Genomic DNA, 26,569 nt, shown 5'->3' on the forward strand with positions numbered 1-26,569 from the left:
GCTATTGGGCCGCGCCCCTTTCAAGTTGCCGGCGCAGGCCGCTGATTTCGGCCCGCAGCGCGCGCAGTTCCTTAAGCACGGTGGTGTTGTCGCCATGCAGCGACTGCAACTCCGCATCGGTCTGGATATCGCCTTCCTGCTGCATGGCGGACACGATGACGCCGATCACCAGGTTGAGCACCGAATAGGTGCTGAGCAAGATGAAGGGAACGAAGAACAGCCAGGCATGGGGGCTCACTTCCATCACCGGACGCACGATCCCCATCGACCAGCTCTCCAGTGTCATCACCTGAAACAGCGTATAGAGCGAGGCGCCGATGGTGCCGAACCAGTCCGGGAACTGCGCCCCATACAGCGTCGTCGCCATCACGGCTGCGACATACATCAGCAGTGCCAGCAAGATGACGACCGAGCCCATGCCGGGCAGGGCCAGCACGAGCCCGCCGATGACCCGGCGCAGCGAGGGGAGGATGGAGATCAGCCGCAGCAGCCGCATGATCCGCAGGGTGCGCACGATCTGGAACGGACCGACGGCCGGAATGAGCGCCAGGCCGACAATGACGAAATCGAAGATGCTCCAGGGATCGCGGAAGAACCGCGCCCGGAAGGTGAACAGCCGGGCCACGATCTCGATCCCGAAGATAGCGAGAATGGCATGGTCGAGCATGTCGATCAGCGGCCCGGCGCTTGCCATGACCGCCTCATTGGTCGCCAGTCCCAGCGTGACGGAGTTGATCAGGATGATGGCGATGATCAACCGCTCGAAGCGATTGGACTGCAGAATGGCTGCGAGACTTCTTCGCACGACGGCCCCCTGTCAAAGGGGCACTACAGGGGGTGCTGTCTGGCCCGTCAAGCCGGGTTGCACCGGGCGATAAAGGCTTTGCACGAAACGGCAAGAGATCGCGGGCAGGGCATTCCCAACGAGGGGTCACTCAATCGGGCCAGGCCGGCTGGCTGATGCTCTGCAGGCTTTCCGCCGGTTCGCCGGCGATCTGGGCGATGACCGCCCTTGCGAGCTCGCGCCCGGCGAGCCTAACATCCTCGTAGACCGTGAAGATTTCCGGCTGGATCCAGTTGAGGATATGCGTCGACTGCTTGGACACGAGGTCGACGTCGCGACCGACCTGCTTGCCCGCCGCCGCCACCGCGCCGTTGACCGCGATGGCCGCGCTGCCGGCCGAACAGATGATGGCGTCGGGTGCATCGGCCCGCCGCATCATGGTTTCGATCGCCGCGTGGATTTCGTCGAGCGGCGTGTCGGTCGTCACGGGCAGGGCGACCTCCTGCAGACCGTGTTCGGCCAGGGCGCGCATGAAGCCGGCGCGGGTATGGTGATGATAGGTGAGCGAGGCTGGCGGGCGCAGCAATGCAAAGCGCCTGCGGCCGCGCTCGCGCGCAAGCTTGGTCACCGCCTGATAGGCGAAGGCATCATTGTCGAAGTCGTGATAGGCATGCGCCGTCTCGATGTCTGTGCGCCCATGGGTGGCAAACGGAATATTGTGCTCCTGCAGAAGGCGGATGCGGGCGTCCTGGGGCTCCGTGCGCGAGATGATCACGCCATCGGCTGACCCGGTGTCGAGCAGATAGCGGATCGGCGCCATCGGGTCCTTCAGGTGGGAATGCGGCGTGACGACGATGTGATAGGGGGTGCCCGACAGCATCTCGGAAATGCCGAAGACCATCTGGCTGGAAAAGCCCATGATCTCCTCGTCGATCGACAGCACCAGCGCGATCACATTGGTCTTTCCGGTGCGAAGCCGCACCCCGGCGCGGTTCGGCTGGTAGCCGAGCTGGCGTGCGACCATGCGCACCCGCGCCTTGGTCTCGGCGCCGATATCGGGCGCATCCTTCAGCGCCCGGGAAACGGTGGTGATGCCAAGCCCGGTCATGAAGGCGATGGTCTTCAGCGTCGGACGTTCACGCGTCTGCGCCGGACGGGCCGGCTGCTCCTCTGGACTGTCTGTCATTCCTCCCCCGCCTCGTTGCCGCTTCTTCTCTCGGGGACGGTTCTCTTAGGCCTCTCGGCAAAGAGAGGTCAATCGCACCCGCGGACGGCCGTCATAAACTGTAACGTTACAGTTATCTTGTCGAGCATAATCTGGCGACGAGGGAAAAAACTCCAACCGGCGATTGAACCTTGGTCGCATACGGCCCTGATGCTGCGGCTGCAAAGTCTCCCATGTCCCGCATTCGTCCGGGACGGCGCGATTTCGACCTAAATAACGCATGCAAATCGGCTTTTCTACTTTTTGCACTGCACCCGCGAGCTCGCTTGACCGGCATGGCGAACCGGACCCACGCCACACACAGGGGTTGAATATCCGGTTGTCGTGAAAATTCTCTAGCGGAGTGGTTGCGCGGTCCATGGCTTTATCATAACGTTTTCCGGCAACGTTTCAGTGAGGGAGGAGACTCATGAAAATCCGTAGCGCGGTGGCCGTATTGGCCGCCACCGTCGCCATGCCGTTCGGGCTGGCACACGCCACAGATCTGGAAGTAACCCATTGGTGGACCTCGGGCGGTGAAGCAGCCGCCGTCGCCGAGCTCGCCAAGGCATTCGACGCCACCGGCAATCATTGGGTGGATGGCGCCATAGCAGGCTCGGGCGGCACCGCCCGCCCGATCATGATCAGCCGCATTACCGGTGGTGACCCGATGGGCGCCACCCAGTTCAACCACGGTCGCCAGGCGGAGGAGCTTGTCCAGGCCGGGATGATGCGGGATCTCGACAGCGTCGCTGCCGAGGGCAAGTGGACCGACGTCATCCGTCCGAAGAGCCTGCTCGACAGCTGCACGCTCGACGGACACATCTATTGCGTCCCGGTCAATATCCATTCCTGGCCGTGGCTCTGGCTGTCGAACGACGCCTTCCAGAAGGTTGGGCTCGATGTGCCGAAGAACTGGGACGAATTCGTCGCCGATGCGCCGAAACTGCGCGACGCCGGCATTGTCCCGCTCGCCATCGGCGGCCAGCCGTGGCAGGCGTCCGGTGCCTTCGACGTGCTGCTGCTCGGCCTCGGCGGCAAGGACCTGTTCTACAAGGTCTACAAGGACAAGGATGCCGAGGCTGCAGCCGGGCCGGATATGGCCAAGGTCTTCAAGGCCGCCAATGATGCCCGCACCATGTCCAAGGGCACCAATGTCCAGGACTGGAACCAGGCCACCAATCTGGTGATCACCGGCAAGGCCGGCGGCCAGATCATGGGCGACTGGGCGCAGGGTGAATTCGCGCTCGCCGGCAAGGTCGCCGGCAAGGACTATTCCTGCCTGCCGGGCCTTGGCTACGACAATCCGATGATCGGGACGGGCGGCGACGCCTTCTACTTCCCGAAGCTCAACGACGAGGCCAAGTCCAAGGCGCAGGAAGATCTCGCCAAGGTCCTGCTGTCGCCGGAGACCCAGGTCGCGTTCAACCTGAAGAAGGGTTCGCTGCCGGTGCGGGGTGACGTCGATCTGGCGGCTGCCAATGACTGCATGAAGAAGGGCCTCGACATTCTCTCCAAGGGCAATGTCGTCGACTGGACCGACCAGCTGCTTTCGGCCGACAGCCAGAAGCAGAAGGAGGACCTGATGTCCGAATTCTTTGCCAATGAATCGATGACGCCGGAAGACGCGCAGAAGCGTTTCGCCGACATCGTCGCTTCGGCCGACTGACGGGTCAAAGGGATCGGGCAGGCTCCCGATCCGCCGTTTCCACGGTCGCCACCCGCGTGGTGGCGGTCGTGTCCTTCAGCGGCCTGCCGATCCGGTCCGTCCAGGCGGACCGGATCGGCGGAGGCTCGCGCCATCGGCACGCCGGACAGCCGGCGAGACGTTGGCCGCATGCGACACGGGAGAACAGATTTCATGACGGACAGGGCGCCCGCACGTCGGCCGAACCAGTTGTTCCGCAATCTCAATGCGAAGATTGCCTCGATCCCGATGATCCTCACTGCGCTGGTGATCTTTCTCGGCGGCACGGTCTGGACCATCGTCTATTCCTTCACCAATTCCAAACTGCTGCCGCGGATGAAATGGGTCGGCATCGACCAGTACGAGCGCCTGTGGGCCGCACCGCGCTGGATCATCTCGATCGAGAATCTGGCGATCTTCGGCATTCTCTCGCTGATCTTCTCGATGGTCATCGGCTTCGTCCTGGCCGCGCTGATGGACCAGAAGATCCGCTTTGAAAACACCTTCCGCACGATCTTCCTCTATCCCTTCGCCCTGTCCTTCATCGTCACCGGGCTGGTCTGGCAGTGGATCCTCAATCCGGATTTCGGCGTCCAGTCGGTGGTGCGCTCGCTCGGCTGGGCGAGTTTCACCTTCAATCCGCTCTACACCTCGTCGATCGTCATCTACGGCATCCTGATCGCCGCCCTCTGGCAGGGGACGGGCCTCGTTCTCTGCCTGATGCTCGCCGGGCTGCGCGGCATCGACGAGGACATCTGGAAGGCGGCCCGCGTCGACGGCATTCCGATGTGGAAGACCTATCTCTTCGTCGTCATCCCGATGATGCGCCCGGTCTTCATCACCACGCTCGTGATCATCGCCTCGGGCATCGTCAAGGTCTACGACCTCGTCGTCGCCCAGACCAGCGGCGGCCCCGGCATCGCCTCGGAAGTCCCGGCCAAATATGTCTACGACTACATGTTCCAGGCGCAGAACCTGGGGCAGGGCTTTGCCGCCTCCACCATGATGCTGATCACGGTGTCGATCATCATCATCCCCTGGGCCTATCTGGAATTCGGAGGCAAGAAGCGTGGCTGATATCGCAACCCTCAACACCACCGCCGCGGCCGTTAACGCGTCCGCCGAGACGCTTTCGGGACCGCGCGGCAAACGCCCGAAGCGGATCTTCTCGACCCGCAACCTGATCGTCTACGGCACGCTGACGCTGGCTGCGATCTACTATCTCGTGCCGCTCTATGTCATGGTCGTCACGTCGCTGAAGACCATGCCGGAGGTGCGCCTCGGCAACATCTTCTCGCCGCCCTCCGACATCACCTTCCAGCCTTGGATCAAGGCCTGGGCCGAAGCCTGCACCGGGCTCAACTGCGACGGCCTGTCGCGCGGCTTCTGGAATTCGGTCCGGATCACCATCCCCTCGGTGCTGATCTCGATCCTGATCGCCTCGGTCAACGGCTATGCGCTCGCCAACTGGCGGTTCAAGGGCGCGGAGACCTTCTTCACCATCCTCGTCATCGGCGCCTTCATCCCCTATCAGGTGATGATCTATCCGATCGTCATCGTGCTCAGGGAGATGGGCATCTACGGCACCCTGACCGGGCTCGTCATGGTCCACACGATCTTCGGCATGCCGATCCTGACGCTGCTGTTTCGCAACTACTTCACCTCGCTGCCGGGCGAGCTGTTCAAGGCGGCACGCATCGACGGGGCGGGCTTCTGGCAGATCTATCTGAAGATCATGGTGCCGATGTCGCTGCCGATCTTCGTCGTGGCGATGATCATCCAGATCACCGGCATCTGGAACGACTTCCTGTTCGGCGTCGTCTTCACCAAGCCGGATCTCTATCCGATGACCGTCCAGCTCAACAACATCGTCAACTCCGTCCAGGGGGTGAAGGAATACAACGTCAACATGGCGGCGACCATTCTGACCGGCGCCGTTCCGCTCTTCGTCTATTTCGTCTCCGGCCGGCTTTTCGTGCGCGGCATCGCCGCCGGCGCCGTCAAAGGGTAATTTCGCATGTCTCATAGTGTATCGATCAAGGACCTTTCATTGAGCTTCGGCGCGGTCACCGTGCTGAAGGACCTTAATCTCGACATTGACGACGGCGAATTCCTCGTCCTGCTCGGCTCTTCGGGCTGCGGCAAGTCCACGCTGCTGAACTGCATCGCCGGTCTCCTGGAGCCGACCGACGGGCAGATCTACATCAAGGACCGCAACGTCACCTGGGAGGAACCCAAGGACCGCGGCATCGGCATGGTGTTTCAGTCCTATGCGCTCTATCCGCAGATGACGGTGGAGAAGAACCTCTCCTTCGGCCTGCAGGTCGCCAAGGTGCCGAAGGACGAAATCAGGAAGAAGGTCGCACGCGCCGCCGAGATCCTGCAGATCGAGGCGCTGCTCGATCGCAAGCCGGCGGAGCTGTCGGGCGGGCAGCGCCAGCGCGTCGCCATCGGACGCGCTTTGGTGCGCGACGTCGACGTCTTCCTGTTCGACGAGCCGCTTTCCAACCTCGACGCCAAATTGCGGTCGGAATTGCGTGTCGAGATCAAGCGCCTGCACCAGTCGCTGAAGAACACGATGATCTATGTGACGCACGACCAGATCGAGGCCCTGACGCTCGCCGACCGCATCGCGATCATGAAGAACGGCGTGATCCAACAGCTCGACGAGCCGACGACGATCTATAACCGACCGGTCAACCTGTTCGTTGCCGGCTTCATCGGCTCGCCGTCGATGAACTTTTTCAAGGGCAGGGTGGAGGCGGTCGATGGCACGATGCATTTCGTCGCCCCCGGCACCCGCCTGTCGCTCGCCGGCTACCACGCCGACAGCCCGCTCAAGGACGGCCAGGCGGTGGTGCTCGGCATCCGCCCGGAGCATATCCAGGTCGATGAGGATATCCCGCAGGGTGCCGCGGCCCAGGACGGTGTCGTCGATATCGAGGAACCGATGGGCGCCGACAACCTGCTCTGGGTCAAGCAGGGCGATCACGTCCTGTCGGTGCGCACCGGCGGGACGCGACGCTTCCGCCCCGGCACCCCCGTTCGTCTCGGCTACGACATGTCGGTCGCCTCGCTGTTCGACGCCGCCAGCGAAATGCGCCTCTGAGGCAAGGGCTACCCGTCGGCCATTTCCGGTCCTCGGCCGGGGCAGGCGGGCCGCCATCATGAACACCACAGGATCTCCGCATGACCATCCCATCCAACGCTCACGATCTTTCCGGCACCTGGCAGTTGGCGACCCGCAACGGCACGCATGCGACAGAGATCGCCATTCCCGGAGACGTGCATTCCGCGCTGCTGGCGGCCGGGATCATCCCCGACCCCTATCACGGCCGCAACGAGGAGGTCGTCCAGTGGGTGGCGCATGAGGACTGGGTGCTGGAGCAGACCTTCCAGGTCGACCATGCGGATGGCGACTGGTATCTCGACATCGACTATCTCGACACCGTCGCCGTTGTCTTCATCAACGATGCGCCGGTGCTGTCGGCCGACAACTGCTTCCGCCGCTATCGGCCGGATGTCGGCAAGCTGCTGCAGCAGGGCGAGAACACCATCCGCATCGTCATCCATTCGGCGATCAGGGCGGGTGCCGAGCGGCAGGCCCATCAACCCTTCTACATCCCCTACCACCCCGGCAATTCGCCGATTGCCAACGGCAACATGCTGCGCAAGCCGCAATGCCATTTCGGCTGGGACTGGAATATCGCCATCGCGCCGCTCGGGCTCTACGGCACGATCGCGCTGAAGAAACTCGATCCGGCCCGCATCGAACATGTGACGACCGAGCAGGTGCACCGCGAAGACGGCAGCGTCGAACTGCATGTCGAGGCGACGCTCTTTGCCGCCGAACCCGCCGTGCTGCCGGTGCATTTCAGCTTCGGCGAGGAGCGTGTGCGCCTCGATTGCGGCGTTGGCGCCGGCCAGACCTGCATCCGCCATGTCTTCGTCATCGACGAGCCTCGCCTCTGGTGGCCGGTCGGCAGCGGTGAGCAGCCGCTCTACACGCTGTCGGTCGAGGTGCCAGGCGGCGCCGTGCAACGAACAATCGGCCTTCGCCGGGTCGAACTTCTGACCGACAGGGACGCGGTCGGCAACCGCTTTGCCTTCCGGGTCAACGGGCGCGAGATCTTCTGCCGTGGCGCCAACTGGATTCCGGCCGACGCGCTCTTTTCCCGCACATCGCGACCCAAGACCGAAGCGCTGCTGCGCTCGGCGGTCGATGCCAACATGAACATGATCCGCGTCTGGGGCGGCGGCTTCTACGAGCAGGACTGGTTCTACGACCTTTGCGACGAACTCGGCCTGATGGTCTGGCAGGACTTCATGTTCGCCTGCAATCTCTATCCCTGCTCGGACGACTTCCTCGCCAATGTGGCGGACGAGGTCGATTACCAGGTCAGGCGCCTGTCGTCGCATCCCTCGATCGTGCTGTGGTGCGGCGACAACGAAATCGTCGGCGCGCTCACCTGGTTTAAGGAATCGATCGACAACCGGGACCGCTATCTGGTCGCCTATGACCGGCTGAACCGGGTGATCGAGCAGGGCTTGAGGAAGGCGGCACCGCAGGCGCTCTGGTGGCCTTCAAGCCCGGCCTCGGGCTATCTCGACTACGGCGACGCCTGGCATGCCGACGGCTCCGGCGACATGCATTACTGGTCGGTCTGGCACGAGAACAAGTCGTTCGACGATTACCGCACCGTCCATCCGCGCTTCTGCTCGGAGTTCGGCTTCCAGTCCTATACCTCGCTGCCGGTGATCGAGAGTTTCGCCGAAGCCAAGGACATGAACATCGCCTCGCCGGTGATCGAACTGCACCAGAAGAATGCCGGCGGCAACGAGCGTATCGCCGGCACCATGTTCCGCTATTTCCGCTTCCCCAAGGACTTTGCCAATTTCGTCTATCTGAGCCAGATCCAGCAGGGGCTCGCCATCCGCACCGCGGTCGATTATTGGCGCTCGCTGAAGCCGCATTGCATGGGAACCGTCTACTGGCAGCTGAACGACACCTGGCCGGTCGCCTCCTGGGCGAGCCTCGATTACGGCGGTGGCTGGAAGGCGATGCACTACATGGCGCGGCGCTTCTTCCAGCCGGTCAACCTGATGGCGATCCCGTCTGCCGATGGCGAAACGATCGCGCTGAAGCTGGTCAACGACACGGCCGATACGGTGGCGGTCGATGCCAATATCTTCGCGCTCACGCTGCAGGGCGAGCAGGTACCGCTGCAGACGCTGAGCACCGAGTGCCCCGCCGATCGCGCCGCCGAACTCGGCAGCATCCGGCTCGAGGACCTGCCGCAGCACGCGCTGCTCGGCTGGAATTTCATCGCGTCCAACGGCATGGCCGGCGAGGGACACCATGCGCCGACCACCTACAAGGCGCTCGACCTCGAACCGGCGGGCCTGGTGCAGGACGTGACCGCGCTCGGCGACGGCTCCGTCGAGATCACCGTGACCGCCAAGGGGCTGGCGCTCTTCGTCATGGTCGAATGCGACCGCCCCGGCCGCTTCACCGACAATGCCTTCGATCTGGCAGCCGGCGGCCAGAAGCGGATCGTCTTTACCCCGTCCGACACCGGGGCGGCCGGGCCAATGCCGGTCTTTACCATCTACGATCTCCATTCCTGCCAGCAATCCGGCTGACGCAGGTGTGTTTTCGTCGCGATAACAGAGGGTTGTCGCGGCATATTCATTTTGTTTCGAGGAGGAAACGCGCATGACTGCACTTGGTTTTCAGCTTTACAGTGCCCGCAACTACCAGCCCTTTTCAGAGATCTTTCCGAAACTCGCCAAGGCTGGCTACAAGGAGGTCGAAGGCTATGGCGCGCTCTATGCCACCGTTGATCCCGACGCCCTGCAAAAGCTCAAGGACGAACTGGCCGAGCATGACCTGACCATGCCGACCGGTCATTTCGGCATCGACATGCTGGAGAGCGAAACCGACAAGGTGCTGACCATCGCCAGGGCGCTCGGCATGGATGCCGTCTATTGCCCCTTCCTGATGCCCGACCAGCGCCCGACCGATGCAGCCGTCTGGAGGGCGTTCGGCGAACGGCTGCAAAGGGCCGGCAAGCCGTTCAAGGATGCCGGCTTCGACTTCGGCTGGCACAACCACGATTTCGAGTTCAAGGCACTGCCGGATGGCGCGATCCCGATGGACCTGATCTTCGACGGCGGGCCGGATCTCTCCTGGGAGGCAGACATCGCCTGGGTCATCCGCGGCGGCGCCGACCCGCTGGCGTGGATCTCGAAATACGGTGACCGGATCACCGCCGTGCACGTCAAGGACATCGCGCCTGCGGGTGAGAATGCCGACGAGGATGGCTGGGCCGATGTCGGCCACGGCACGGTCGACTGGAAGGGCATCATGGCCGCGCTACAGCCTTACAAGGTGCGTCATTTCATCGTCGAACACGACAATCCGAACGATATCCAGCGTCTGATCGATCGGTCCATTGCATCGTTCAAGACATATTGATTCAACGAGATAGATTGGAATTCTTCCATGACACGTGAACTCGGCGTCGGGATTGTCGGCTGCGGCAATATCTCGACCACCTATTTCTCGCTTTCGCCGCTCTTCAAGGGACTGAAGGTGTTGGCCTGCACCGACCTCAACATGAATGCCGCCGAGATCAGGGCGGACGAATATGGCGTCACGGCCCAGCCGATGGACGAACTGATGGCCAATGACGAGATCGACGTGATCGTCAACCTGACGATACCCGCCGCCCATTTCGCCGTCTCCAAGGCCGGGCTCGAGGCCGGTAAGCATGTCTATTCGGAAAAGCCGCTGGTGCTCTCGCTTGCGGAAGGCGAGGAACTCCGCCGGCTGGCGGCGGCAAAGGGCCTGTCGGTCGGCTGCGCGCCGGACACCTTTCTCGGCGGCGCGCACCAGCTCGCCCGCAAGCAGATCGATGACGGCAAGCTCGGCCGGATCACCTCCGGCACCTGCCATGTGATGAGCCCGGGCATGGAGATGTGGCATCCGAACCCGGACTTCTTCTTCCTGCCCGGCGGCGGCCCGATACTCGATCTCGGACCCTACTACATCGCCAACCTGATCAACCTGATCGGCCCGGTGAAGCGGGTGGGCGCGCTTACCTCGATGGCGAGCGAGACCCGCACGATCACCAGCCAGCCGCGCTCCGGCGAGACGATTCCGGTCAAGACTCCGACCAATATTCATGCGCTGCTCGAGTTCCGGAACGGCGCGACGATCACGCTGTCGGCCAGCTGGGACGTCTGGAGCCATCGCCACGCCAACATGGAGCTCTACGGCACCGAAGGCTCGCTCTATGTGCCGGATCCGAACTTCTTCGGCGGTACGGTCGAGGCGTCCGGCCGCAACAAGGATATCGCCGCGCTCGAAAACTGGAACCATCCCTTCGGCAAGAACAACCAGGAGAGCCCGCAGGGCCCCCGCGCCAACTATCGCACGGCGGGTCTGGCCGACATGGCGATGGCGATCATCGAGAAACGCGACGCCCGCTGCTCGCTCGACCGCGCGCTGCACGGCGTCGACGTGATGACCTCGATCCTGAAGTCGGGCGAGACCGGTGAGTTCGTCACGCTCTCGACAAGCTGCACCCAGCCGGCGGCGCTCGGGGTCGACGAGGCGCAGGCGCTGTTGCGGTAAGGCGACGACATGCCATAACTGGCGCTGCCGCTCATCCGGCCCTGTCGTCCGTTTCCCGCTTTGCCGGGAGACGGACCCGCGGGGCGACAAGCGGCGGATCGCGAAGACTGTATTTTGGGAGATTGCACCATGGCCTGGACACCGGCTGAAAACCGCCACGAGAAGATGAGATACAACCGCCTGGGTAACAGCGGCCTGAAGCTGCCGGCGATCTCGCTTGGCCTCTGGCACAATTTCGGCGACGACACGCCGCACCAGCGCAAGGTCGAGATGTGCCGCACGGCCTTCGATCTCGGCATCACCCACTTCGACCTTGCCAACAATTACGGCCCGCCGCCCGGCTCGGCCGAGACGGCCTTTGGCCGCATCCTGAAGGATGAATTCTCCGGCCTGCGCGACCAGATGGTCATCTCGTCCAAGGCCGGCTACCTGATGTGGCCAGGCCCCTACGGCGAATGGGGCAGCCGCAAATATCTGATCGCGTCCTGCGACCAGAGCCTGAAGCGCATGGGCCTCGACTATGTCGACATCTTCTACTCGCACCGCTTCGACCCCGACACGCCGCTCGAAGAAACCTGCGGCGCGCTCGATCATATCGTCCGATCGGGCAGGGCGCTTTATGTCGGCATCTCCTCCTATAATTCGCAGCGCACCCGCGAGGCGGCGGCGATCCTCAAATCGCTCGGCACGCCCTGCATCATCCACCAGCCGAGCTATTCCATGCTCAACCGCTGGGTCGAGGACGACGGGCTGATCGATACGCTGGAGGAGCTCGGCATCGGGTCGATCGTGTTCTCGCCGCTGGCCCAGGGCATGCTGACGACGAAATACCTGAATGGCGTGCCGGAGGAGAGCCGGGCGGCGGCATCGAAGTCGCTGAACCCGGATTTCCTCAACGACAAGAATGTCGAGAACATCCGCCAGCTGAACCGCATCGCCGAGGGCCGAGGCCAGACGCTGGCGCAGATGGCGATTGCCTGGGTGCTGCGGCGCGGCCGGATCACCTCGGCGCTGATCGGCGCCTCGCGGGCCGCCCAGATCGTCGATTGCGTCAAGGCGCTCGACAATCCGGACTTTACCGATGCGGAACTGGCCGAGATCGACAGCTTCGCCCGCGAGGCCGACATCAACCTCTGGGCCGCTTCCGCCGAGCGCCAGGGGCCGGCGCGCAAATAACCGCCAGCGTCAGGGCCTGGCGGCAACCCTCATCCGGTTGCCGCCGCCTTCTCCGCTGGCGAAGGCAATCGCATCCGCACACAGCATCGATCGTATCTCGAGGAGGAGAGCCATCCATGATCCGCAACCCGATCCTGCCGGGCTTCAATCCCGATCCTTCGATCTGCCGGGTCGGCGAAGACTATTATATCGCCACCTCCACCTTCGAATGGTATCCGGGCGTGCAGATCCACCACTCGCGCGATCTGGTCAACTGGACGCTGGTGCGCCGTCCGCTGGAGCGCGCCTCCCAGCTCGACATGCGCGGCAATCCCGACAGCTGTGGCGTCTGGGCGCCTTGCCTTTCCCATGCCGATGGCCGCTTCTGGCTGGTCTATACCGACGTCAAGCGGTTCGACGGCAATTTCAAGGACGCGCACAACTATATCGTGACCGCCGACACCATAGAGAGTGCGTGGTCCGATCCGGTCTACGTCAACTCCTCCGGCTTCGACCCCTCGCTGTTTCACGACGATGACGGCCGCAAGTGGTTCCTCAACATGCAATGGAACCACCGCACGCAGAGCTATGGCGGCCAGCCGAAATCGCCGGCTTTCGACGGCATCCTGCTGCAGGAATGGGACGCCGCCTCGGGCACACTTGTCGGCCCGATCCGCAATATCTTTGCCGGCACCGAGCTCGGCCTGGTCGAGGGGCCGCATCTCTTTCGCCGCAACGGCTGGTACTATCTGACGACGGCCGAGGGCGGCACGGGTTATGACCACGCCGTCACCATGGCCCGATCGCGGACGATCGAGGGTCCTTATGATCTGCATCCCGACAGATATCTGATCACGTCGAAGGATCACCCGGAGGCAAGCCTGCAGCGGGCAGGGCACGGCCAATATGTCGAAACGCCGGATGGCGCTGCCTATCACACCCATCTCTGCGGCCGGCCCCTGCCGCCGCAGCGCCGCTGCACGCTCGGCCGCGAGACCGCGCTGCAGAAATGCAGCTGGAAGGACGACGGCTGGCTCTACCTTGCCGATGGCGGGCCGGTGCCTGCCGTCGACGTATCGGCGCCTACCGATGTCGCATCCGAACGGCCGCAAACCTGCCTCTACGATTTCGACGAGACGTCCTTGCCGGCCGACTTCCAGTGGCTGCGCACGCCCGAACCGGACCGCATCTTCTCGCTCGCCGATCGCCCCGGCCACCTGCGTCTCTACGGCCGTGAAAGCATCGGCGCCTGGTTCGAACAGGCGTTGGTTGCCCGACGGCAGGAACATCATGCCTTCCGGGCCGAAACGGTGGTCGAGTTTACCCCCGACACCTACCAGCAGGTCGCGGGCCTGACGCATTACTACAACCGCCACAAGTTCCACGCGCTCGCCGTCACCCTCGACGAGAAGCTCGGACGCGTCGTTACCATTCTCTCGTGCCCGGGCGACTTCCCGCATGGCCGCCTGGAATTTCCGGTCGGAGCCGGCGAGACAATCGGCGAGGGCCCGGTCGAACTTGCCATGGAGATCCGCCACAACGATCTGCGGTTCTACCATCGCAGCGGCGGCGAGACCCAGTGGCAGGCGTTCGGTCCGGTGCTCGACGCCGGCGTCGTATCCGACCAGGGCGGGCGCGGCGAGCATGGCTCGTTTACCGGTGCCTTCTGCGGCGTCTTTGCCTTCGACACCAGTGGCCGGGCGAAGGCTGCCGATTTCGACCGCTTCCGTTATATGCCGCTCTGACGAGGGTCAGCCGGCGAGCGAGACCACGGCATTGACGCTGGCGGCCACCAGAACCGTGTTGAAGAAGAACGATACGACGGCGTGGACGAGATTGATCCGCCGCATCGTCTTGGTGGTGATCGCCACGTCCGAGGTCTGGGCCGTCATGCCGATGACAAAGGAGAAATAGAGGAAATCCCAGGCGCCGGGGTCCGGCGTCTGCGGGAAATCCAGCCCGCCGCGCTGCGTCTCGTTTTCGCGCTCCTGCTCGGCCGGTCGCCAGTAATGGTGCGCATAATGCAGGGCAAACATGGTGTGCAGCGTCACCCATCCGAGGAACACCGACAGGAAGGCGGCAGTGATCTCCGTCATCCCCGGAAAGGTCTGCCGGTTGATCGCGTGAAACAGTGCCACCAGCGCGCCGGCGGCGGCCACCAGGGTGACGGTAAGGATGAGCGGCGCCGGCTCGTCGTCATTGCTCGCCCGTGCCTTCAAGGCGTCCGCATCAAGCCGCGGAATGCGGTAGCCCATCATCACCAGATAGATCAGGAAGAAGACATTGATCGGTATGCCGAGCGCCAGTTTCGGCTGCAGCGCCAGCGTGGCAAGCAGACTGAGAATGCCGCCGGTGAGCCCGAAGAGGAAGGGGCCATGGCGATGGTGAAAGAGTCTGGATCCGAGCATGCCGGTCTGTCCCGGGTCTAGATGGAATTGGCGCGGCGGCAGAGCCGTTCGAGCGTTTCCAGAAAGCTCGAACGGTCGCGCGGGCCGAAGGGTGCGTTGTAGCCCTTGCTTTCGCCTGTTTCGCGCAGATGCGCGCCGAGATCGCGCATCGCGGTCGCCATGCCGATATTGGTCTCGTCGAAGATCCGCCCGGTCGGTCCGGTGACCAGTGCGCCGGCGCCGACGCAGCGTCCTGCCAGCGGCACGTCCGCGGTCACCACGATGTCGCCCGGTCCGCAGCGCTCGGCGATCCAGTCGTCGGCGGCATCGAAGCCGGCCGAGACGATGACGTTCTCGACCATCGGGTCGCGCGACGGGCGCAGGCCGGAATTGGCGACCAGCGTGACCGGCAGGTCGTGGCGTTCGGCCACTTTCAGGATTTCCGGCTTCACCGGACAGGCATCGGCATCGACATAGATACGGGTCATGGAGGGCGTTTTATCTGCTTTCATCGGGACATCACAGGCGGCTTAGCACGCCAGCCTTGAGGCCGCTACGGGCTGCTGCAAGGGCCGCGAAAACGAAAGCCGGCTTTGTGTGCTGCATTCTTTGCGTGCCGCATTGCGGATCACCCGGGCGATAGCGCATGGCAGGCGACGCGACGGCCGACCGCAATGTGCTGGAGAGCATTGCCAGGAAAAGTGTCACCGCGGTTTTTCCGTCCGCAAATGCATAAAAAAGCTAGGCCCCGTCCGGTGAACGCGTGTTTGCCGGATTTGATCTAGATCAGCAACAGGTCGCAGGCGACGCTAACGGCGAGCGCATGCAGCGCGATCGTCCCGTAAAGCCCGAGCCCGATCATCACGCGTTGCGACAGCGTGATATCCTCCAGCACCAGTCGCGTGCTGAACGACTGGCCGCCGATCAGGCTGAGCAGGGTGAAGACCGCAAGGCTTGCGATCAGCGCGATTGGCGGCACGCCGATATGCCAGCCGGTGGCGACGATCAGCGCGCTCGCCGCAAGGCTGCCGAGCAACAGCGTCGGCCGGTTCGGGCAAAGCTGCCGCAGCACCTGGCCGCCGTCGAAACGGCTCATCGGCAGCAGATTCAGCAGATTGAAGGCGCCGAGAATGAGCAGCGCGATCGCCAGCACATGGGTCGTGGCCGAGGACAGGCCGAAACCGCCGGTGCGGATCGCCGAAATCAGGATCGGCACGAAGAAGGCCGACAGCCCCGGTCCCATCAGCGCGCAGGCGGCCGCCTCGAAACGGCTGTCATAGGGGCGCCCGCCGATCGCCACGCCACCGAGGATCGGCAGGAAGAGCATGCGCACCTTTTCATGGCCGAAGGCACGGTAGGCGGCCATATGGCCGAGTTCGTGCAGCACGATCACCAGGGTCAGGATGGTCGACAGCATCAGGCCGGAGGCGTTGCGGCCGAAAAACGGCCAGAGCATCAGTGTCGACAGGATGGCGAGGCCGACCTGCACGGCCGGATGGCCGAAATGCCCCATGCTTTTCGGCTCGCGGTTTTCCGCCGCCGCGCTCAGCCGTTCCAGTTCGCGCTGCATCCAGCGGCGGCGAAAGAGAAGGCCGCCGAAGCCGCGGTAGCGGTCGCTCTGTTCGAAGGTGATCCGCGCTTGTCCACCGGCTTCGCGCGATATGATCCGGCGCTCGCTGAAATGCTGCCAGAAGCTCTGCGCCAACACGGTGTCGTCGACGACGCTGCGCTCTTCGCCGAAGACCTGGCCGGCGGCATCCGGCAGCGCGGTCGCCCGCACCGTCCGCCGGATCGGTTCGCCCTTGCGCCCCGCCGCCTTGTAGGTGAGTTCGACCAGCCGCGCATCGTCCCGATCGGGGTTGTCGAGGGCGCGAGCCGCGGTCAGGTCGTCGTTCCATTGGGCGAGACGCGCCGGCTCCAGCAGTCTGGCGACAGTCTCCGGCCGGGCATCGACGACACGGCTGAGGCGGACGGTCCGCCTGCCGATCGGGGCGGCCATCAGCAACCAGATGGCGACGAGACTGCACAGCAGAAGCACGATGGTGGTCAATTGCACGACGGAAGGCTCCACGGGCAGTTCGAATGGCATGCAAGCACCCGGCGCGCACCGTCCTGCGACGGCAATCGGGACCGGGCCTCGGCGGCCATCCTGAGGGCAAAAGCTTTCGGGAGGATCAACCGTCAGGGTTAATTTCTGTACGTGCAGTCTCGATATCCGGCACGGATAAAGTGAGCCGTTGTGCATTGCGGCGTTCGCGCCACAGGATAAACAGGCCGGATCCGACGATGATGACGATGCCCGACCATTTCGACAGCGAGGGGAAATCGTTAAACAGGGCATAGCCGAGCACGGTGGCGGCGATGATCTCGAAATACTGGAAGGGCGCGAGAACGGAGAGGGCCGCCATGCGGAAGGCGCGCACCACCAGCAGGTGGATATAGCCGGAGATCCAGCCGAGCAGCACGACCAGGCCAAGGCCCAGCAGGCTGTGGGGCAGGGACGGCGCAAAATCCGCATTCCCCGCGGCATGCCCGCCGATCAGCGCCAGGCCGACAAAGATCGTGCCGCCCATGCCGGCCATGGTCTGCATGGTCATCGGCGTGTCGGCGTCGCCCAGTGCCCGGTTGAGAAACATGTAGATGGCAAACAGAAAGGCGGCACCGACCGGCAGCAGCGCCGTCAGCCCGAAGATCTCGAAGCTCGGCTGGATGACGATCATCGCCCCGGCAAAGCCGATGACGATCGCCAGCCAGCGGCGCCATCCGACCTTGTCGCCGAGAAAAACCGCCGACAGCGCCGTCAGGATGAAGGGTTCGACGAAATAGATGGCAAAGGCATCGGCCAGCGGCATGTAGGTGACGGCGGTGAAGAACATCAGGCTTGCGGCCCCATGCAGCACGCCGCGCAACAGATTGCCGAAGGGCCGCTTGGCCTTGAACGCTGCGCGACCCTGCAGCGCGACGAGCATGGGCAGGGTGCAGACCATCTGGAAGAAGAATCGGTAGAAGGTCACCTGGCCCGGCGACATGCCCTCGAAGGTCGACATATACTTGGCGATGGTGTCCATCAGCGGCAGCACCATCATGCAGAACGCCATCAGCGCCATGCCCTGCACCGTGCTGTCCTGTCCGCCCTTCACCGCAATTGTCATGTCTCTGATCCGTCCGAGGAAAGTGCCATCTGGCACGCCGGGTAGGGGGCCCGCAAGACGGCATGCGGGCAATCCGGTTCGGTGTTTAGAGGCCCTCGCGGTCGCGCCCACGAGATTTTGTGGCGCCTTGAGGCTGGCATGTGCCGGAACCACTGCCTATGGTAGGCATTCTAGCGCTGCCCGACCGAATGGGCGCGAGCGGACCGGGCGGCCTTCCTGCCGCCGGTCTTCAAGGGGGCTGTGACGACCGTCCGGGCGATGGTCGGCAGCCCTCCAGCAGGAAGGATAATCTACGTGAATGCATCCATGTCCTCGGATCAGTTCTTCACCGATGCCAGCGACGACACGCTTGGCGGGCGGCTATCGAGCGCCCGTGATGCGGCCGGCGTGTCCTTGAGCGCCCTTGCCAACCAGCTCGGCGTCAAGCGCGACACGCTGCAGGCCTGGGAGACCGACCGCTCCGAACCCCGTCCGTCGCGACTGGTCAACCTTGCCGGCATTCTCGGCGTGTCGCCGATGTGGCTGATGATCGGCCGCGGCGAGGGCCCCGTGATGACGGCCGAGGTCGCCTCGATGGAAACGGTCGAGATGGAACTCGCCCGCCTGAGGGAGATGCATCAGGACATGGGTCGGGTCATCCAGTCGCTGGAAGAGCAGATCCGCAGGGTGGCAGCCCGCGGGAGCGACCTGGACAGCTGACCCGGCTTCGCGGCCGGGCGCAGGCCGTCAGGCCTCCAGCGCGGTCTCGCCGAACACCGATTCGAAGGCGTCCTTCAGCCGCATATCGACATCCGCCATCATCACCGGCAGACCGAGATCGACGAGGCTGGTGACGCCGTACTGGCTGATGCCGCAGGGCACGATGCCGCCGAAATGGCTGAGGTCGGGTTCGACATTGATCGCCAGCCCGTGAAAGCTGACCCAGCGGCGGAGCCTGATTCCGATCGCGGCGATCTTGTCCTCGGCGACCGTGCCGTCGGGCAGAGGCGGCCTTTCCGGCCGGCGGACCCAGACGCCGACGCGGTCCTCGCGCCGTTCGCCGCGCACATTCATCGAATCGAGCGTGCGGATGATCACCTCTTCCAGGGCTGCCACATAGGCGCGCACATCCTGGCGCCGGCGCTTCAGATCGAGCATCACATAGGCAACGCGCTGGCCGGGGCCGTGATAGGTGTATTCGCCGCCACGCCCTGTAGCATGGACGGGAAACCGGTCGGGATCGATCAGGTCCGCCGCATTAGCGCTGGTGCCTGCCGTATAGAGTGGCGGATGTTCGACCAGCCACACGAGCTCGTCGGCGGTCCCATCGGCGATGCGCCCGACTTCGGCCTCCATCGTCGCCACGGCGTCATCATAGGAGACGAGACCGTCGCTGATCCGCCAGCGGACGGGCGGGGAGCCTGGAATGGCGGGCATGTCGATGGACAGTTCGGTTCTGAGCATGGGGCACCTCGGCCCCTTACTTGGCAGCGGATAAGGCGCAGATCAAGAGGCGCAGCCGCAGGCTCTCGCCCGCACTTTCCCAAGGCCTGTGGGAGGCTTGAAAGTTTTATCAGAAATCTGTCACAGCGCCCTTGTGCGGGTGAAATCGTTTTGATACATGCTGCCCCGCCGGCGACAGTCGGCTCTACCACGATGCGGTCGTGGCGGAATTGGTAGACGCGCAGCGTTGAGGTCGCTGTGGGGCAACCCGTGGAAGTTCGAGTCTTCTCGACCGCACCAAAGAAACCCGGCTTTAAGCCGGGTTTTTTGTTGTCTTGCGGCTTCTTGCCGGCATTTTCTCATGCATTGGATGCCGCAGGGGCGATGGTTGCGAGGCCGATGCTCTCCTCTGTGCCAAAGATGATTCTGCCGATCCGTCCTTTGCACCGGAACAATCCCGCACTCCGCCTGTTTCATCTGGGATGAGGCGCTGCGCAGGAGCGTGCAGAATGGGCCTCGGCCGCCGTTGATTTTTGCCGGCGGCCTCAAGCCGGCATGTCGCAGATTTGACCTCGTCTGAAATCCAGGCCTTCGTGCCGGACCAGGGATGGCCCTCCACGTCCAGGGCTGTCCGCCATTGCGGCTCTCATACCGGAGACCCGCCAAGCAAGGAGACGTGCCATGAATGACCTCAAGATCTACTGCCTGAAACCCAAGGCCGCGCCGGACGACCCGCGCTGGGACAACAGCCCGCCACAGGGCGAACTCTTCGTACGGGCGCTGTCGACCGGCGATGCGCGCATCGTCGCCGAGGAGGCCGAAAACGACTTCCCCGCGACCAATGGCAAGCCCGCCGAAGGCGTGTCCACCGCCAATGCCTCGGCCTTCCGCGACGACAAGCTCTATAGCGTGCTGCTCGATGAAAGCGGCCGCTTCGACAGCGAGGGACCGCGCTCGGTCATCTACGGCCATGTGGACCGAAACGTCTTGAAGACCGATCCGCTGCACCATTCCTAAGGTGTGCGCTGTCCGGCATAAGATCAAAGGCCCGGCCGGCATCATGCCGACCGGGCCTTTTGTTCTTTTCTCCCGTACGAAGCAGGGGCGCCGAAACGGTCTTATTCGTCGGCATCCGCCGGAATATGCGTATCGACGCCGCGGGTGCGCACCTCGTTGCGCACTTCGGCAACACCCTTGACCGAGAGGGCTGCCAGTTCCACCTGACGGCGCTCCTGCGGCGTATCGACCGATCCGCTGATCGTCAGTCGGTGGCCGTCCACATGCAGGTCGAGTTCCAGTACGTCGACGCCGTCGATTGCCTCGATCGCCTCTTCGACGCGCGATTCGATATCATCGCTGTCCTCGCGGTGGTCCGTCTCCGGAAGCACGGGTGCGCGTGCGGCATGCTCCAGTCCGCTGGCTTCCGCTTCCGTCACCCGGAAACCGTGATTGCGGTCTCGGTCGAAATTGGCTTCGCCTTCGCCATAGGCGCCGTTGCCGACCGGCTTGGCCGCACCGCCCGGTTCGTCGTCATAGGGCCAGCCATCCTCGACGTTGTGCTGGTTGAAATCGCGGTAATCCTCCTCGCGCGACAGGTCGTTCTTCTCGTTTGCCATCGGATGTCTCCAGGTCTGTTGGGATCTGGCAAAACAACGTCCGGGAGCCGGCTTGGTTCACGACAAAGACGTCTGACCGCGCTTGTGCTTTTCCCACCGGCGCAACAACCGCTCGCGCTTCAGCCGCGACAGGCGCAGGATCCAGAAGATCCCGTCGAGCTGATCGATTTCATGCTGCATGCAGATCGCCGGAAAGCCCTGAAGCTCGGTCTCGTGGCCATTGCCCTGCAGATCCTGGTAGCGCAGGCGCACCGCGTCGGGCCGCTCGAGCGCCTCGACCATGCCGGGCATCGAGACACTGCCCTCGTCATGGCGCATCAGGGTGCCGGAAACCGACAGTATCTGCGGATTTGCAAAATCGCGGCGTCCGCCGAGTGCCGGCAGATCGAGCACCACAAGCCGCTGGGCCACCCCGATATGCGGCGCGGTGATGCCGACCCCCGGGGCGGCCCGCATGGTGTCAAAAAGGTCGTCGGCGAGCGTTTGCAGCGCCGGGTCGAAAGCGATCACGGGACTTGCGACCCTGGTCAGGCCGGGATCGGGAAAGGTGAGGATGGCGCGTTGCATGCCGTGGGCGATCTCCGTTCGAACCGCATCTGCGATAGCGGCGAAAAAGCCGAAAAACAATATGCTTACAACAGGGCCCGGCGCCGCCGCCCGCTGGACCTTCCCCCCGGAATAGGGTAGGACCCGGGCTGTCTGAGGCGGTCTGACGCGACCAAGAACCCAAGAGGTGGATCGATGAACGAAATCGACGAAACCATCCTCCAGCCTGCTCCCGCCGCAGAAGAGCCTGCCACCGATATCTATGACGAAGACGGCTATGTGCGCTCCAATTTCCTGATGCTGGTGGGCGCCGCGATCGCCGATCGCGACGTGCTCTTCCTGCGCCAGAACGTGGCCCGCCTGCACGAATCCGAACTGGGCGACCTGCTGGAGGCGATCCAGCCGGAACAGCGGATCGCGCTGATCAACCTGCTCGGCGAAGATTTCGACCTGACCGCGCTGACCGAAGTCGACGAGGGCATCCGCCTGCAGATCGTCGAGCAGCTGTCGAACGACACGATCGCCGCGGCGATCGGCGACCTGGATTCCGACGACGCCGTCTACATTCTGGAAGACCTCGATCAGGTCGACCGGGACGAAATTCTCTCCAAGCTGTCGTTCACCGAGCGTGTCCGCCTCAGCCGGGCGCTCGATTATCCGGAAAGCTCGGCCGGCCGGCGCATGCAGACGGAATTCGTCGCCGTCCCGCCGTTCTGGACAATCGGCCAGACGATCGACTACCTGCGCGACGAAGAAAACCTGCCGGAAAGCTTTTCCCAGATCTTCGTCATCGACCCGACCTTCAAGCTTTTGGGCGCCGTCGATCTCGACAAGGTGCTGCGCACGCCGCGCCTCGGCAAGATCGAAGCGATCATGCGCGAGACCAACCATCCGATCCCGGCCGAGATGGACCAGGAAGAAGCCGCGCAACTGTTCGAGCAATACGACCTTCTGTCGGCGGCCGTGGTCGACGAAAACGGCCGGCTGGTCGGTATCCTGACGATCGACGACGTCGTCGACGTGATCCAGGAAGAGGCTGAAGAGGATTTGATGCGCCTCGGCGGCGTCGGCGACGAAGAATTGTCCGACAGCGTGCGCGCCACCACCCGTTCGCGCGTCCCCTGGCTCGGCGTCAACCTCCTGACCGCCTTCCTCGCCGCATCGGTGATCGGGCTCTTCGACGCGACGATCGAGAAGATCGTGGCGCTTGCCGTGCTGATGCCGATCGTCGCCGGCATGGGCGGCAATGCCGCGTCGCAGACGATGACCGTGACGGTGCGCGCGCTCGCCACCCGCGACATCGACATTCACAATGCCTGGCGGATCATCCGCCGCGAGGCCGGCGTCGGCTTGATCAACGGCATGCTGTTCGGCGTGCTGATCGGTGTGGTGGCCGGCGTCTGGTTCGACAATATCAATCTCGGCGGGATCATTGCGGTCGCCATGCTGATCAACATGATGGCAGCGGCAATCGCCGGCATCCTGATCCCGCTGCTGCTCGATCGCTTCGGTGCCGACCCGGCGGTCGCCTCGACCGTCTTCGTCACCACCGTTACCGATGTCTGCGGCTTCTTCTCGTTTCTGGGGCTTGCCACCTGGTGGTTCGCCATCAGCTGACAGCTGCGTGCCGCCGCCAGTTCAGCGGTGGTTTCGCATCGCTGCAGGGCAGGGCGCGCAGGCAGGCCATGTCCCGTGCAACCTGTCGGGCGCGGCGAGCTGTCGGTGGCCCGGCTGAAAATTGACTTTTACGTAAGAGTTAATACAATGCCGTCGTCCAAGGAGCATGACGGCCGTGAAAAAACATTATAGCATCACCGAATTGACCCGTGAATTCGGTGTTTCGACCCGGACATTGCGCTTCTATGAGGATGAGGGGCTGATCCAGCCGGAGCGGCGTGGCCGCACGCGTCTCTATCGCAGCGCCGATCGCCGGCTCATCCAGGAAATCCTGCGCGGCCGCCGCATCGGCTTCACCATCGCCGAAATCCGCGAAATCGTGCAGGTCTACAAGGCACCGCCCGGCGAAATCGGACAGTTGAAGCTGATGATGACGCGCATCGACCAGAAGCGCGACGACCTGCGCCAGAAGCGCAAGGATATCGACGAAACCCTGAGCGAACTCGATCAGGCCGAGGAGGCCTGCCTGTCGCGCATGGTGGAAATCGGCGTCGGGACCTGAGCGGCTTTGCCGCGCCGGCGCGCGGCCTTTACCGGATGGAACAAGATTTGTCCCTCAGACGTGGCCCGGCTCACAGCCAGCGGCGCACCTGGCGACAATAGCGCTCGTAGTCGATGCCGTAGCGGGCCAGAAGCAGCATTTCCTCGCGGCGGATGGCGATCTGCGTCGTCACGATCGCAGCCGTCAGCGCGCCCAGCAGAAACCAGGGATTGGCACTCAGCAGCCCGGCGGCAATCGTTGCCAGGGTATAGCCGAGATAGATCGGATTGCGGGTGAAGCGGTAGGGACCGGTGGTCATCAGCGTCGGGCGCTTGCGCAGTCCGAAGGGCGAGACATGCGCATCGATCTTGGATTTCATCGACCACAGCATCAGCGCCAGGGCGAGGGCCAGCAGAATGAAGCCGGACACCATCAGCTGCGTGCGGGCCGGCATCGACAGGTCGATCAGCCGTCCGAGCCCGAAAGCTCCGGCAATGGCTGCGGTGTACAGCATGGGTGGCCAGGGAAAGGCCATCGGCTTCAGGCGATAGGCATTCATTTTCCGCTCCGTCACTGACTGGCGGCCGTACAACCGCTGGCAAGTGTCCTTATTCGTTCATCATCGCCTGCCGAGATTGCGCCAGACTGGAGGCCCTCAAGCAGGTTTTCTGCATGCAGCCGCTCCAGCGTACAAGCGCAGAACCGCGTGCAGAGCGGCACGTCATTGCCGTCCGCGGTACAACTCATCTGGCAGTTGCTGAGATAGCCTGCGTCCGGATCCGGTGCCGGAGGGGGAACTGCAAGCGTCAACAGATAAGCGATCCCGATCAGCACCGGTTGATGAACCAGGTAAAAGGCAAGACTGTGACGGCCGGCCAGTTGCAGGACCTTCGGACCGGCCGGTATGCGCGAAAGCCGCTCGATCAGACCGGCCGCCAGAGCGGCACGGGTGGCGGCGATGCCGAAAAGCACCATGCCGAACCAGGGAAACAGCGGTACATAGTCGTTTGTCCGCGGCAACACATCGGAAAGTCCGACCCAATACAGCAGCGGTTGATCGAACACGGGTGCCACATAAAACTGTGGAAGAGCGATAAAGCCCGCCCCGATCACGGCCGTCAGCAGGAACGGCAGGCGCAGGAAGGCGAGGCCGAGCAGGCTGAACAGCGCGATCGCATGCAGGATGCCGAAGAAGATGAAGGCGTCCGGCGTGGCGAAATAGGTGGCGACCGTGATCAGCAGGGCAGCGCCGACGACCATGGCCAGCCGCTTGCCGAAGCCGCGCCAGCGGATTTGCGGCCTGTGCGCCAGAACCAGGCTGACGCCGACCAGGAACAGGAAACTGCCGGCGATCATCCGGGCATAGACCTTCAGCGGTCCATGGGTGGTGATGCCGGCATCGAGATAGCCGAAAAACTCGAGATCCCAGCTGAAATGATAGGAGGCCATGGCAATCAGGGCCACGGCGCGCGCGGTGTCGATGATCTTCACCCGGCCCGATGGGCGCGGGGCAGATACGGGGATCGTTTCGGTCAAAGACTATCCTCGTGGTGGCCGATGGGATCGGGCTTGAAAACCCCGCTTTCAGAGGGGGAATCCGACCTTTCTATGACATCGGCCAGCACAACGCGGCGCGCGTCGGAAAAGAATTGCCGCCGAAGCAGGACGAAGAAGACGAACAGCGTGGTCAGCATGAAGACGTAAGGGCCGGCAAACCAGCCGAGATAGCCTATCGACAGGAAGATCGCCCTGAGGCCCGCATTGAAATTGGCGGCCGCCAGGATGTTGACCCGGATCACCCGCTCGGCCGCGGCGCGGGCGGCTTCCGGCGCCTGACGCGCGCGCTCGGCCATCGGCATGCTGCCGAACAGGATCGTGCAATAGTTGAACAGCCGGTAGGACCAGCCGAACTTGAAGAAGGAATACCCGAAGATCGCCGTCAGCCCGCACACTTTCAGTTCGAAGGCCGAGCGGCCGCCATGCGACAGCAGCGGCAGGTCGCGAAACACCGCATCGACCTCCTGCGTCGCGCCCAGCAGCGCGAAACAGCCGCCGATGGCGAAAATCGAGGTGGAGGCAAAAAAGGCCGTGCCGTTCTGCAGCCCGGCCATGATCTGCGTGTCGATCATCTTCAGGTCGCGGTAGAGGGAATTCATGATCCAGTGGCGCCGCCATTCGCCCATCGCCTGCGTCAGGCTGACCCGCGGCAGGACCTTTTTCTGCCCGGTCACCCAGGCAAAGGCGAGCCAGCAGACCGAAAACAATGCGAGCGCCAGATAGTCGGGCAGGTTCATGAGATTCTCCTCTGCGGCCTGTCCCATCTAGGATGCCTGCAATTTCAAGTGCAAGAGGTTTAACATTCGGCAATGTCTGCGTTGGAATTGCGGCTATGCAAGCTACGCACAACTCTCTTTTTGACGCACTAACGCGCGGATATCACTAACAAATCCCTTAATTATCTGGAGAGGCACCCCCAAGAATGCCTTGGTTTTGCCATTTTTGGTGGTTGCGTCGCCACACAAAATTTAATAAATGCCTTTCACGGAACGCGGTTCGGGGGACGGCGCTCCGAATGAAATGGCGGACCCTTTTCGGAGTCATTGATGGACAACAGCATCCAAAAGTCCTGCTGGACTGTGACCTTTCGTGCATTGGTCGGTTTTGCAGGGATTTTGGCAGTCGCTTATCTCTGGGCGCATCTTTAAGCCCTGACGTGACTGTCAGCACCAATTTGGCGGCGTGACCTTTCCCGGGTCACGCCGTTCTTCATTTCAGCCACCCGAATGGCGTCGTGTCGTTCCGGTGAAACGCGATGTCGG

General features: G+C 63.3%; 25 protein-coding genes and 1 tRNA gene. 14 read left to right on the forward strand and 12 right to left on the reverse strand.

Going from position 1 to position 26,569, the window contains the following annotated elements; all coding sequences use genetic code 11:
• Nucleotide 1: 1 nt before the first annotated feature.
• Nucleotides 2–805, reverse strand: coding sequence for an ion transporter (locus tag J2Z17_RS12805; protein WP_209945554.1), 804 nt, complete (start codon nt 803–805; stop codon nt 2–4).
• A 130-nt stretch (nt 806–935) separates the two neighbouring features.
• Nucleotides 936–1,970, reverse strand: coding sequence for a LacI family transcriptional regulator (locus J2Z17_RS12810; protein WP_209945556.1), 1,035 nt, complete (start codon nt 1,968–1,970; stop codon nt 936–938).
• A 448-nt stretch (nt 1,971–2,418) separates the two neighbouring features.
• Here J2Z17_RS12810 and J2Z17_RS12815 point away from each other — a divergent pair, with 448 nt between their 5' ends.
• From J2Z17_RS12815 to J2Z17_RS12855, 9 genes are all read left to right on the forward strand, one after another.
• Nucleotides 2,419–3,657 carry an ABC transporter substrate-binding protein gene (locus tag J2Z17_RS12815; RefSeq protein ID WP_209945558.1) on the forward strand — a complete coding sequence of 413 codons (1,239 nt, stop codon included), beginning with the start codon at nt 2,419–2,421 and terminating at the stop codon, nt 3,655–3,657.
• A 192-nt stretch (nt 3,658–3,849) separates the two neighbouring features.
• Complete coding sequence (locus tag J2Z17_RS12820; RefSeq protein ID WP_209945560.1) at nt 3,850–4,752, forward strand: carbohydrate ABC transporter permease; 903 nt, start codon at nt 3,850–3,852, stop codon at nt 4,750–4,752.
• The gene (locus J2Z17_RS12825; RefSeq protein WP_209945562.1) at nt 4,745–5,686 is read left to right on the forward strand and encodes a carbohydrate ABC transporter permease; all 942 of its coding nucleotides are present in this window, start codon (nt 4,745–4,747) and stop codon (nt 5,684–5,686) included. The genes J2Z17_RS12820 and J2Z17_RS12825 overlap by 8 nt, the downstream gene beginning before the upstream one ends.
• A 6-nt stretch (nt 5,687–5,692) precedes the next feature.
• Complete coding sequence (locus tag J2Z17_RS12830; protein ID WP_209945564.1) at nt 5,693–6,784, forward strand: ABC transporter ATP-binding protein; 1,092 nt, start codon at nt 5,693–5,695, stop codon at nt 6,782–6,784.
• An 80-nt stretch (nt 6,785–6,864) separates the two neighbouring features.
• Complete coding sequence (locus J2Z17_RS12835) at nt 6,865–9,318, forward strand: beta-mannosidase (protein ID WP_209945567.1); 2,454 nt, start codon at nt 6,865–6,867, stop codon at nt 9,316–9,318.
• Nucleotides 9,319–9,391: 73 nt separating this feature from the next.
• Entirely contained in the window at nt 9,392–10,153 is a 762-nt protein-coding gene (locus J2Z17_RS12840) for a sugar phosphate isomerase/epimerase family protein (RefSeq protein WP_209945569.1), read from the forward strand.
• A gap of 27 nt (nt 10,154–10,180) precedes the next feature.
• Nucleotides 10,181–11,314: a Gfo/Idh/MocA family protein gene (locus J2Z17_RS12845; protein WP_209945571.1), complete on the forward strand. Its 1,134-nt coding sequence runs from the start codon at nt 10,181–10,183 to the stop codon at nt 11,312–11,314.
• 129 nt (nt 11,315–11,443) lie between these two features.
• On the forward strand, nt 11,444–12,490 hold the full coding sequence (mgrA, locus tag J2Z17_RS12850; protein ID WP_209945573.1) for an L-glyceraldehyde 3-phosphate reductase: 1,047 nt from the start codon (nt 11,444–11,446) through the stop codon (nt 12,488–12,490).
• A 116-nt stretch (nt 12,491–12,606) separates the two neighbouring features.
• Entirely contained in the window at nt 12,607–14,214 is a 1,608-nt protein-coding gene (locus J2Z17_RS12855) for a glycoside hydrolase family 43 protein (protein WP_209945575.1), read from the forward strand.
• Between the two features lie 6 nt (nt 14,215–14,220).
• Here the strand turns inward: J2Z17_RS12855 and J2Z17_RS12860 are convergent, their stop codons facing one another.
• The 4 genes from J2Z17_RS12860 to J2Z17_RS12875 form a co-directional block, all read right to left on the reverse strand.
• Nucleotides 14,221–14,877 (reverse strand): DUF1345 domain-containing protein, encoded by a 657-nt coding sequence (locus J2Z17_RS12860; RefSeq protein WP_209945577.1) that lies wholly within the window; start codon nt 14,875–14,877, stop codon nt 14,221–14,223.
• 17 nt (nt 14,878–14,894) lie between these two features.
• Nucleotides 14,895–15,344 carry a YaiI/YqxD family protein gene (locus J2Z17_RS12865; protein WP_209945579.1) on the reverse strand — a complete coding sequence of 150 codons (450 nt, stop codon included), beginning with the start codon at nt 15,342–15,344 and terminating at the stop codon, nt 14,895–14,897.
• Between the two features lie 293 nt (nt 15,345–15,637).
• On the reverse strand, nt 15,638–16,945 hold the full coding sequence (locus J2Z17_RS12870; protein ID WP_209945581.1) for a hypothetical protein: 1,308 nt from the start codon (nt 16,943–16,945) through the stop codon (nt 15,638–15,640).
• 85 nt (nt 16,946–17,030) lie between these two features.
• Nucleotides 17,031–18,008 carry a DMT family transporter gene (locus J2Z17_RS12875; protein WP_209945583.1) on the reverse strand — a complete coding sequence of 326 codons (978 nt, stop codon included), beginning with the start codon at nt 18,006–18,008 and terminating at the stop codon, nt 17,031–17,033.
• 294 nt (nt 18,009–18,302) lie between these two features.
• On the opposite strand from J2Z17_RS12875, the gene J2Z17_RS12880 reads away from it, so the two are divergent.
• Nucleotides 18,303–18,707, forward strand: a complete 405-nt coding sequence (locus J2Z17_RS12880) for a helix-turn-helix domain-containing protein (protein ID WP_342454403.1) — start codon at nt 18,303–18,305, stop codon at nt 18,705–18,707.
• A gap of 27 nt (nt 18,708–18,734) precedes the next feature.
• Here the strand turns inward: J2Z17_RS12880 and lipB are convergent, their stop codons facing one another.
• Nucleotides 18,735–19,451 (reverse strand): lipoyl(octanoyl) transferase LipB, encoded by a 717-nt coding sequence (gene lipB, locus J2Z17_RS12885; protein WP_209945585.1) that lies wholly within the window; start codon nt 19,449–19,451, stop codon nt 18,735–18,737.
• A gap of 194 nt (nt 19,452–19,645) precedes the next feature.
• Here lipB and J2Z17_RS12890 point away from each other — a divergent pair.
• Together J2Z17_RS12890 and J2Z17_RS12895 are read left to right on the forward strand one after the other, a co-directional pair.
• Nucleotides 19,646–19,730 (forward strand) — tRNA-Leu (locus J2Z17_RS12890).
• Nucleotides 19,731–20,111: 381 nt separating this feature from the next.
• Nucleotides 20,112–20,447 (forward strand): hypothetical protein, encoded by a 336-nt coding sequence (locus tag J2Z17_RS12895; protein WP_245224074.1) that lies wholly within the window; start codon nt 20,112–20,114, stop codon nt 20,445–20,447.
• Between the two features lie 101 nt (nt 20,448–20,548).
• On the opposite strand, the gene J2Z17_RS12900 is transcribed toward J2Z17_RS12895, so the two are convergent.
• The gene (locus tag J2Z17_RS12900) at nt 20,549–21,046 is read right to left on the reverse strand and encodes a BON domain-containing protein (RefSeq protein WP_209945587.1); all 498 of its coding nucleotides are present in this window, start codon (nt 21,044–21,046) and stop codon (nt 20,549–20,551) included.
• Nucleotides 21,047–21,103: 57 nt separating this feature from the next.
• A complete protein-coding gene (locus J2Z17_RS12905) occupies nt 21,104–21,613 on the reverse strand; it encodes a peptide deformylase (protein WP_209945589.1) in 510 nt (169 codons plus the stop codon).
• Between the two features lie 174 nt (nt 21,614–21,787).
• Here J2Z17_RS12905 and mgtE point away from each other — a divergent pair, with 174 nt between their 5' ends.
• Together mgtE and J2Z17_RS12915 are read left to right on the forward strand one after the other, a co-directional pair.
• Complete coding sequence (gene mgtE / locus J2Z17_RS12910) at nt 21,788–23,209, forward strand: magnesium transporter (RefSeq protein WP_209945591.1); 1,422 nt, start codon at nt 21,788–21,790, stop codon at nt 23,207–23,209.
• A 166-nt stretch (nt 23,210–23,375) separates the two neighbouring features.
• The gene (locus tag J2Z17_RS12915) at nt 23,376–23,771 is read left to right on the forward strand and encodes a MerR family transcriptional regulator (RefSeq protein ID WP_209945593.1); all 396 of its coding nucleotides are present in this window, start codon (nt 23,376–23,378) and stop codon (nt 23,769–23,771) included.
• Between the two features lie 70 nt (nt 23,772–23,841).
• Here J2Z17_RS12915 and J2Z17_RS12920 read toward each other — a convergent pair whose 3' ends face one another.
• The 3 genes from J2Z17_RS12920 to J2Z17_RS12930 are packed head-to-tail and all read right to left on the reverse strand — an operon-like array spanning nt 23,842 to nt 26,044.
• Nucleotides 23,842–24,309, reverse strand: coding sequence for a methyltransferase family protein (locus tag J2Z17_RS12920; protein ID WP_209945595.1), 468 nt, complete (start codon nt 24,307–24,309; stop codon nt 23,842–23,844).
• A gap of 11 nt (nt 24,310–24,320) precedes the next feature.
• The gene (locus J2Z17_RS12925) at nt 24,321–25,286 is read right to left on the reverse strand and encodes an acetyltransferase domain-containing protein (protein WP_245224075.1); all 966 of its coding nucleotides are present in this window, start codon (nt 25,284–25,286) and stop codon (nt 24,321–24,323) included.
• Entirely contained in the window at nt 25,283–26,044 is a 762-nt protein-coding gene (locus J2Z17_RS12930; protein ID WP_209945597.1) for a DUF599 domain-containing protein, read from the reverse strand. Before J2Z17_RS12930 ends, J2Z17_RS12925 begins: the two co-directional genes overlap by 4 nt.
• Nucleotides 26,045–26,569 lie beyond the last annotated feature (525 nt).

Source organism: Heterorhizobium halophytocola (genome assembly GCF_017873095.1).
Taxonomy (GTDB): domain Bacteria; phylum Pseudomonadota; class Alphaproteobacteria; order Rhizobiales; family Rhizobiaceae; genus Allorhizobium; species Allorhizobium halophytocola.

What these genes read in the sequence shown, in the direction of transcription:
- J2Z17_RS12900 (WP_209945587.1), bottom strand. Translation starts at nt 21,046, where the DNA reads ATGGCAAACGAGAAGAACGACCTGTCGCGCGAGGAGGATTACCGCGAT.
- J2Z17_RS12930 (WP_209945597.1), bottom strand. Translation starts at nt 26,044, where the DNA reads ATGAACCTGCCCGACTATCTGGCGCTCGCATTGTTTTCGGTCTGCTGG.
- J2Z17_RS12905 (WP_209945589.1), bottom strand. Translation starts at nt 21,613, where the DNA reads ATGCAACGCGCCATCCTCACCTTTCCCGATCCCGGCCTGACCAGGGTC.
- J2Z17_RS12830 (WP_209945564.1), top strand. Translation starts at nt 5,693, where the DNA reads ATGTCTCATAGTGTATCGATCAAGGACCTTTCATTGAGCTTCGGCGCG.
- J2Z17_RS12895 (WP_245224074.1), top strand. Translation starts at nt 20,112, where the DNA reads ATGAATGACCTCAAGATCTACTGCCTGAAACCCAAGGCCGCGCCGGAC.
- J2Z17_RS12860 (WP_209945577.1), bottom strand. Translation starts at nt 14,877, where the DNA reads ATGCTCGGATCCAGACTCTTTCACCATCGCCATGGCCCCTTCCTCTTC.
- J2Z17_RS12835 (WP_209945567.1), top strand. Translation starts at nt 6,865, where the DNA reads ATGACCATCCCATCCAACGCTCACGATCTTTCCGGCACCTGGCAGTTG.
- J2Z17_RS12875 (WP_209945583.1), bottom strand. Translation starts at nt 18,008, where the DNA reads ATGACAATTGCGGTGAAGGGCGGACAGGACAGCACGGTGCAGGGCATG.
- J2Z17_RS12855 (WP_209945575.1), top strand. Translation starts at nt 12,607, where the DNA reads ATGATCCGCAACCCGATCCTGCCGGGCTTCAATCCCGATCCTTCGATC.
- mgrA (WP_209945573.1), top strand. Translation starts at nt 11,444, where the DNA reads ATGGCCTGGACACCGGCTGAAAACCGCCACGAGAAGATGAGATACAAC.
- J2Z17_RS12915 (WP_209945593.1), top strand. Translation starts at nt 23,376, where the DNA reads ATGACGGCCGTGAAAAAACATTATAGCATCACCGAATTGACCCGTGAA.
- lipB (WP_209945585.1), bottom strand. Translation starts at nt 19,451, where the DNA reads ATGCTCAGAACCGAACTGTCCATCGACATGCCCGCCATTCCAGGCTCC.
- J2Z17_RS12820 (WP_209945560.1), top strand. Translation starts at nt 3,850, where the DNA reads ATGACGGACAGGGCGCCCGCACGTCGGCCGAACCAGTTGTTCCGCAAT.
- mgtE (WP_209945591.1), top strand. Translation starts at nt 21,788, where the DNA reads ATGAACGAAATCGACGAAACCATCCTCCAGCCTGCTCCCGCCGCAGAA.
- J2Z17_RS12840 (WP_209945569.1), top strand. Translation starts at nt 9,392, where the DNA reads ATGACTGCACTTGGTTTTCAGCTTTACAGTGCCCGCAACTACCAGCCC.
- J2Z17_RS12815 (WP_209945558.1), top strand. Translation starts at nt 2,419, where the DNA reads ATGAAAATCCGTAGCGCGGTGGCCGTATTGGCCGCCACCGTCGCCATG.
- J2Z17_RS12870 (WP_209945581.1), bottom strand. Translation starts at nt 16,945, where the DNA reads ATGCCATTCGAACTGCCCGTGGAGCCTTCCGTCGTGCAATTGACCACC.
- J2Z17_RS12845 (WP_209945571.1), top strand. Translation starts at nt 10,181, where the DNA reads ATGACACGTGAACTCGGCGTCGGGATTGTCGGCTGCGGCAATATCTCG.
- J2Z17_RS12810 (WP_209945556.1), bottom strand. Translation starts at nt 1,970, where the DNA reads ATGACAGACAGTCCAGAGGAGCAGCCGGCCCGTCCGGCGCAGACGCGT.
- J2Z17_RS12920 (WP_209945595.1), bottom strand. Translation starts at nt 24,309, where the DNA reads ATGAATGCCTATCGCCTGAAGCCGATGGCCTTTCCCTGGCCACCCATG.
- J2Z17_RS12865 (WP_209945579.1), bottom strand. Translation starts at nt 15,344, where the DNA reads ATGACCCGTATCTATGTCGATGCCGATGCCTGTCCGGTGAAGCCGGAA.